The organism is 'Fragaria x ananassa' phyllody phytoplasma, from assembly GCF_018274325.1.
Classification (GTDB): Bacteria; Bacillota_I; Bacilli_A; order Acholeplasmatales; family Acholeplasmataceae; genus Phytoplasma.
Genome location: NZ_JAGVRH010000016.1, coordinates 1 through 7,311, shown reverse-complemented (window position 1 = coordinate 7,311; position 7,311 = coordinate 1). Strand labels below are relative to the sequence as shown.

Genomic DNA, 7,311 nt, shown 5'->3' with positions numbered 1-7,311 from the left:
ACCAGTTAAGAACAACAAAATAGCCAAATTGTTTATTGATTAAAAATAAACAGTTTGGCTATTTTTTTATACCCAAACTGAAAAAGGAGGATAAATTGTTAGAAGCGGAGCAAGCATTATTAGGAACATTATTTTTAAACCCTGAAAAACTAGATGCTGTTATAAGTTTGATTAACACCAACAACTTTACCAACCCAAGTCATCGTTATATTTTTGAAGCGATGAAACAACTTAAAAATCAAAATCATGACATCGATTATGTTTCTGTAAGTTCTATTTTAAAAAATAACAATCATTTAAATAAAATCGGAGGGATTAATTATTTAATTGAGTTAACTGAAATGACTCCTTCGAGTCAATATTTAGAAACATATATTAATTTAATCAAAGAAAATTCATTAAAAAATGATTTATTAACATTAATCCAACAATTACCTAATGAAATATCAAAAACTAAAAACATTCATAATTATTTACAAACAGTTAACACCCAAGTAGAAAGTTTTATTCAAAATACTAAATCACCATTTATATCAATTAAAACCTTAATTCCTAGCATCCGTAAAAATGTCATTTCTGATCATGATCCTAATCAATTAGTAGGGATTTCAACAGGTTTTAATAATCTTGATGAATTAATTGGTGGTTTTAAAAACCAACAATTAATTATTTTAGGAGCATGTACGGGAATGGGTAAAACAGCATTAATGCTTAATTTAGTTTATAATATGGCTAAAAATTTTGATGAAAATACTAAAAAACCAAAAATATTGGTTTTTAGTTTAGAAATGTCAGCCGCAGAATTAGGTATTAGGTTACTTTCTGCAACATCTAATGTTCCTTTAAAAAACTTAATTCATAAAAAACTCAGTGCAAATGATAAATGTTCCTTAGCTATTACTGAGCATAAAATAAATAAAATTGATGTTTTTATTGATGATGATAGAAATAACAAAATTGAAGATGTCAAAACTAAATGTCGTCAAATGAAATATACCAAAGGACTTGATGTTGTCTTTATTGATTATCTTCATTTATTAAAAGATGACCAAAATTTTAATACCTATCAAGCAATAGCAATGATTTCAAGAGAACTCAAAAAACTAGCAAGTGAACTTAATATACCAATCATAGCTTTAAGTCAAATGAATCGAGCAGTAAGAATTCGAGAAGTAAAAGCACCTCAATTAACAGATTTGAGAGATTCAGGGACAATTGAATAAGATGCAGATGTGGTAATGTTGTTGCATCGTGAAAGTTATTACCAAAAACCTGATAACAATCCATATACTAACTTAATTATTGCCAAAAACCGTAGTGGACAATTAGGCGAATGTAATTTTGATTTTTATAAACAAATCCAAAAATTTGTAGAAAAAAATAAATAGGAGAAAAAAATGATCGATTTTATACTAATTATTTTAAATATTCTAATTTTAATTCTTGCAATAAATCCATTTTTTAACATATTAACTTCATATTATTTTAATCAAGGATACAACACAGCTTTAGAAGACTACCAACTAAAATTTCCTAATCAATTAAAAAGAAGGGAAGAATAAATAAAATGGAATATCTCACTAATTTTTATTTTAATAATATTAACATTTTTAATCACAATTCTTTATGTGTTAAGATTGCTAAAAAAATCTGTTTACTTAATCTCTTTAATTTAAATTTCAATGAATATATGCAAACCTCGCATTCTAACTTAAACCATTTTTTAATTGACAACCAACACAACTCTCAAAGCCAAAAAGTAATCCGCGGCAAAATCAACGAATACCTCATTTTGCTTTATTTTTATCACAAAAACATCACTAATTTATATCCTCAATCATATTTATTTTTTATTCCTGACATTAAATTTGATTTAGTTTTATTTACCTAAAAGAAAAGAATCATCACCTTTAATTTCAAAACTTGCCTCCGTGAACGTTATAACCAATCAATAATAGAAGCCCAACAACTCAAAAAACTAGATACTCGCTTTGAATTTTATTTATTAACTAATGATGTAATCGAATCTGAAAGATTAAATTACAAAATAAAAAACGGTAAAGTTCAACATATCAATCAAGTTATTAACTGTTTTTCAAAAGAATCAAATAACTTCATGAAAACATTATTAAAAAAGCAATTTATCCCTTTTTCACCAATTAATTTAATTAAAAAAATGGTTCATTCTAATGAAAAATCAATTAATTAGTTTTGAAGGTTTAGATGGCAGTGGAAAAACAACTTTAATTTCTAAACTTAAACATCATCTACAATCAACTAACAATTTGGTTAAAACTATCCAAAGTTTAGGAGATTCATGTGTTGGCAATACAATTAGAGATTTATTTTTACATCATTCAAAAATTACCTTAAAAACAAAATATTTGTTAAGTTTAGCCAATATGATTCAAATCCAAGAAGAGCTCATCACCCCATCTTTATTACAAGGTTATATCATCTTAATCGACCGTTGGTTTGATTCTACTTATACTTACCAAAGTAAAGCAAATTACATTGATTACGATGATAAAATAACTACCAATATAATCAATCATTTTCTAATTAAACCTGATATAACTTTTTATCTAGACATCAATCCTAAAACCGCATTAAATCGTAAATCAAATCAATCAAATCATAAATTAGATTTAATCGAACAAAAACCAATTTCATATTTTGAAAATGTTCGCCAATATTATTAAATAAATATCAATATTGTACTAATTCAAATTGTAAACATTCAAAATGTCATCATTTTTTAATTGATGCCAACAACTCTCAAAAAATAACATTACAACAAATCATACAAATATTAAATATTAAAAAAATAGGAAAATAAAAAAATGAAAAATAATAAAAAATACAATAAACAAGGTAAATTAACCAAAATAACCGCAAAAACCCTAAATTCAATCACAACCACCACATACAACTCCGACAACAAAACAATCGACTACATTACCGAATACAACCCAAATACTTTCAACCGAATCAAACACACCCAATACAACCTCGACGACGACGGCACAATCGACTACATCACCGAATTCGACCCAACAACTGGAAAACGAATCAAATCCACCACATACAACCCCGACGGCACAATTTACTGCATCGACGAATTCGACAAAGATACTGGTCGAATAATCAAAATAAATGACACTAAACCAACAATTAATAAATATTTAACAAAAATTAAAGAAACAATTAAAAACCCATTAACTAAAAAAGGAGAATAAAAAATCATATGAGCGACGCCATGACCGAAATCTACCGCGGCATTTACTTCCAAGACCGTAGTAAATTAAAACCAAAAGCTAAAACCAATAAAAATAAAAAGGAGAAAATTAAAAATGACTAAAAAAGAATTAATTAAAAAAATATCAGAAGTTAACAAAACTTCTATTAACAAAACAGAAGAATTTTATAATGCATTTGAATATGCCATAATCAAATCAATCACTTCCAATGAAGAAGTAATATTATCACCTAAATTAGGTAAATTCATCTTAAAAACCCGTAAAGCCCACATAGGACGCAATCCCAAAACAGGTAAAAAAATCAAAATACCTTCCAAAACAGTTGTTACTTTCAAATTATCTAAAACTATCAAAAATGAAGTCAAAGATTTAGTTCTTAAATAATAATTAAAATAAAAGGAGCGACGTATGTTTATATTGTCAATATTAGCATCTATTAGTATTTTTTTTATTCGTTATTCAAAAGGTTTTACAACTGCCGAAATCCTTGAACGAAGAATAGATGCCATAGAAACAACTTTTTTTACTTTGTTAATTATGACAGGATTCAAACCAATCTTTAAATTATTATCTAATATTATTATTTTTATCAAAAATGCATTCCTTGGCATCTTTTTCCCTCAAAAAAAACTAAGAAATTTAGAAATGGCAGCAGCCAAACAAGAACACAGAGAACAATTATTACTTGAAAAATTAGATAAAGTAAGAATCACAAACGAAAAATTACTATCTCACATCGAACAACAAAAACATAAAGTTGCCATTTGGCAATCGAAAAAAGAAAGAAAACAAAAGTTAAAAAATCAAAGAAATACTTTTGGAAAGGAAAACGAAGATGAATGAATTAAGTTTTGCAATTGGTTTTATCATTGGATCTTTATTTACAACCGCCCTTTTGTTTATCGTCAAAAAAATATTTTTCAATATTAATTATTATACTCAACCTCCAGAAATGAAAAAAACATTTAAAGAATTAAAAAAAGAAAATAATAAATCATTTTTAACAAACAATAAAACCCCAAAAAATTCAAATTTAATAATAACAAAAGGAAAAGAAAATAACCAAATTATAAAAACATAAAGTAGCAATTGGGTAATCGAAAAAACCGATAACCTCCAAATTCAAAAAAATAAAAAAAGGAAAACGAAAATGAAAATTATGAAAAAAAATCATTCAAAAAAAATAAATAAAATAGCGAAAGTTTGCATAACTATTAGTGTTTTAGTTATTATTGTGATCAGTTCTTTATTAATTTATGAATTTATTATTAAAGAAAAAACTAATAAAGAACAAATTTCTGTAATTCCCAAACAAGAAACTGATAGAAAGCTTTATCATGATTTTGTTTTACAAATCTATCCACTAAAACAACAAATTAAAATTACAGAAGAAGAGTTAAAAGATTCTCAATTAACCCAAGAAGAAAAAACCGTTATTGAAAAGGTTATTACATTAAAAAAATCCAAACTCGAAGAATTAGAAAATGAATTGTTTTTGATTGAATTTAGTGATCAATTAAAAAAAGAAATCAATAATAAAGAAACTCAACTTCAAATCACGACTGACCTCGCAGAAAAACACCTTGCAACCGAAGAAAAACTAACAAAAGAAAAAACCTTAATTGAAGTAGAAAAATTACTGAAATCAAATGAAGAAAAAAAACTATCGCAAAAAAAAATTCAAGATATTACAACAAAATTAATTAATGAAACTAACCCAGAAACTAAAACTTCTTTGAATAATGAAAAAACCAAACAACAAGAAAATATTCAAGAAATTAAAAATGCTATAAGTTTAAAGATGAAACAACTTAAATTAAACCAAGATATTAAAAATTTAGATGCTGAAATAAAAACTATTAACAACGAAGAAGAACAAAAAATTTTAATTGAATACCGCAAAAACAAACAAAAAAAATTTGATAGTTTAAAATAAGGAGACTCGAAAGGATATGAAAAGAAATTCAACAAATAAAATTTCCAAGTCTCCTTTTCCTTGGTTTAAATTAAGCTACTGGTTATCTTTATTAATTCTTTTTCTAAGTGGGTTTGGTTTATTAATTTATCATTATTTAATCCAAGAAAAACCAAATAAAAATCAATCACAAGATAAAACTGAACAACAATTAGAAAAAGAAGAAAGCGAAAAAATTCAAAAAAAATTAGATGAATTATCAGCTAAACTAGCTGAAGAAAAAACTAAAAGAGAAGAGTTAACAAAACAAGACAACATTCTATCAAAAAAAATTGATGATAATTTATTCGAAGTGGAAACAATTACAACAAAACTTAATGAAATTAATCAAGATTTAACAAAAAATTTTGAAACTTTAACCAAAGAAGAAAGAATTCAAAAACAAACAGAAATTGAACGAATTCAAAAAGAAAAAAACGACAAGGTTGCAACAGGAAAAGTACTGATTGAACAAAGAAAACTATTACATAAAAAACAAAGTGAAACCGAAAGCAATATTTCACAAATAATCCAAACTACGACTAATCTTGAATCAATGCAAGGGATAACCTATAAAATCAATCAATTAGGAAATGCTGTTATTTACAACCAAGCTAACAAAAGAAGAATCCAAACATTATTAAGTGAAACAAACGATAATAAAGAGAAAAATGATAATTATATTGATTTTGATCGTTTTTTAGATCAACAAATTATTGGGTTTGACGGCCAAATTTTAGAATTACAAATGGAACTAGAAGCAATCAAAACAAATCAAATTTATAAGTCTCACAAAAATAAAATTCTTTTTAAAGATGTTTATGGAATGAGCGAAGAAAAAGAAAAATTAAAAGATTTAATTTATTTTTTTAAATCTGATAATAGTTTAGTTAATTTTGATAAAGTTCGTCCTAAAGGTTATTTACTTTATGGTCCTCCTGGAACAGGAAAAACCTTTTTAATCAAAGCTTTATGTGGTGAAGTTAATGTACATTTTATGAATTTAATTCCTGCTAAATTCGATCAAAAATATGTCGGAGAAGGCAAAGAAGTATTAGAAAAATTATGGCAAGAAGCAGAATCATATGATAAAACAATTATCTTTATTGATGAAATTGATGGTTTACCAAACCGAAGTGATGAAAATACTTCCTCGGTTGCAACAAACATCGTTAACACCCTTTTAGATAAATTAGATGGCTTTAACCGTACTGATAAAAAAGTAGTTTTAATGGGTGCAACTAATAATTTAGATAAAATCGATAAAGCTTTAAGAAGCCGTTTTAGTAAAGAAATATATATCGCCCCTATTAAAGATGATAAAATTCAAAACTTTTTAAATTATTTAGTAAAACCATATAATATCAGTTTCCATACTTATTCCTACTTAAAAACCATGGCAAAAAAATTAGTTGAATATAATCAAACCAAGAGAAAAGAAACAGAAAAAATTTCTAACCGTGATCTAACTACCTTAATCGAAACTGCTTATTATAAAACTAATACTCATAAATCAGAATTAAAAGAAAAGAATCAACCAATTGAACCTCATGAAGTAATGTTACCTTCTGATTTAGATGAAGCTTTGGAAGATGTTATTTTAAAAACTAAAACTCCATTACAAGAAGTTGAAAAAAGAAGACAAGAATGTGAAGAACAATATCAATTATGGCGTCAAGGAATAGTTCAATATCTCCAAAAACAAGATAAAACTATTGTAGAAAAAACTTGGATCTTCGATCGATTAAATGGAATTTGCAATGAACTTCGTGAAAGATATGTTGTGATGAAAAATAAAATTGAAGGCGAAAGAAAAGCCAAAATTGAAGCCATTTTTGATAAAAAGAAAATTCCCAAAGATTTATTAATGGGAGAAATGGATGATGTGTTTTTGGATACTCCTTTTTCAGAATGGAAAAGTTACTTTGGACGATCAGGGTTTTATCCAGCCGATGGTAGTTTATTAATGGTTGAATACTCTAAAAAGGGTAGGGCGGATGCTCTTGAAATAGAACATCCCGAAGACCCCAATATTGTCAAAATAAGTTATAAAGGACCTAAATATTTACTTGATTTAGATAAAGATTATTTTATTGG

General features: G+C 26.1%; 6 protein-coding genes and 3 pseudogenes. All 9 read left to right on the top strand.

Annotated features, from left to right (window positions below):
• Positions 1–95: 95 nt before the first annotated feature.
• Positions 96–1,388 (top strand): annotated as a pseudogene (gene dnaB, locus J8J04_RS02775) (replicative DNA helicase).
• Between the two features lie 179 nt (positions 1,389–1,567).
• A pseudogene (locus J8J04_RS02770) lies at positions 1,568–2,209 on the top strand (hypothetical protein).
• Positions 2,190–2,839 (top strand): annotated as a pseudogene (tmk, locus tag J8J04_RS02765) (dTMP kinase). Before J8J04_RS02770 ends, tmk begins: the two co-directional pseudogenes overlap by 20 nt.
• A 4-nt stretch (positions 2,840–2,843) precedes the next feature.
• The gene (locus J8J04_RS02760; protein WP_212332107.1) at positions 2,844–3,239 is read left to right on the top strand and encodes a DUF2963 domain-containing protein; all 396 of its coding nucleotides are present in this window, start codon (positions 2,844–2,846) and stop codon (positions 3,237–3,239) included.
• Between the two features lie 114 nt (positions 3,240–3,353).
• The gene (locus J8J04_RS02755; RefSeq protein ID WP_212332104.1) at positions 3,354–3,644 is read left to right on the top strand and encodes an HU family DNA-binding protein; all 291 of its coding nucleotides are present in this window, start codon (positions 3,354–3,356) and stop codon (positions 3,642–3,644) included.
• 24 nt (positions 3,645–3,668) lie between these two features.
• On the top strand, positions 3,669–4,103 hold the full coding sequence (locus J8J04_RS02750; RefSeq protein ID WP_212332101.1) for a hypothetical protein: 435 nt from the start codon (positions 3,669–3,671) through the stop codon (positions 4,101–4,103).
• Positions 4,096–4,341, top strand: coding sequence for a hypothetical protein (locus J8J04_RS02745; RefSeq protein WP_212332117.1), 246 nt, complete (start codon positions 4,096–4,098; stop codon positions 4,339–4,341). Before J8J04_RS02750 ends, J8J04_RS02745 begins: the two co-directional genes overlap by 8 nt.
• A gap of 69 nt (positions 4,342–4,410) precedes the next feature.
• Entirely contained in the window at positions 4,411–5,196 is a 786-nt protein-coding gene (locus tag J8J04_RS02740; protein ID WP_212332098.1) for a hypothetical protein, read from the top strand.
• A 16-nt stretch (positions 5,197–5,212) separates the two neighbouring features.
• Positions 5,213–7,311: ATP-binding protein (locus J8J04_RS02735; protein ID WP_212332095.1), on the top strand; the 2,099-nt coding region annotated here is incomplete at its 3' end.

Bases quoted from the DNA above. Each gene is read 5' to 3' on its own strand.
- J8J04_RS02760 (WP_212332107.1), top strand. From the start codon at position 2,844: ATGAAAAATAATAAAAAATACAATAAACAAGGTAAATTAACCAAAATA.
- J8J04_RS02755 (WP_212332104.1), top strand. From the start codon at position 3,354: ATGACTAAAAAAGAATTAATTAAAAAAATATCAGAAGTTAACAAAACT.
- J8J04_RS02740 (WP_212332098.1), top strand. From the start codon at position 4,411: ATGAAAATTATGAAAAAAAATCATTCAAAAAAAATAAATAAAATAGCG.
- J8J04_RS02745 (WP_212332117.1), top strand. From the start codon at position 4,096: ATGAATGAATTAAGTTTTGCAATTGGTTTTATCATTGGATCTTTATTT.
- J8J04_RS02750 (WP_212332101.1), top strand. From the start codon at position 3,669: ATGTTTATATTGTCAATATTAGCATCTATTAGTATTTTTTTTATTCGT.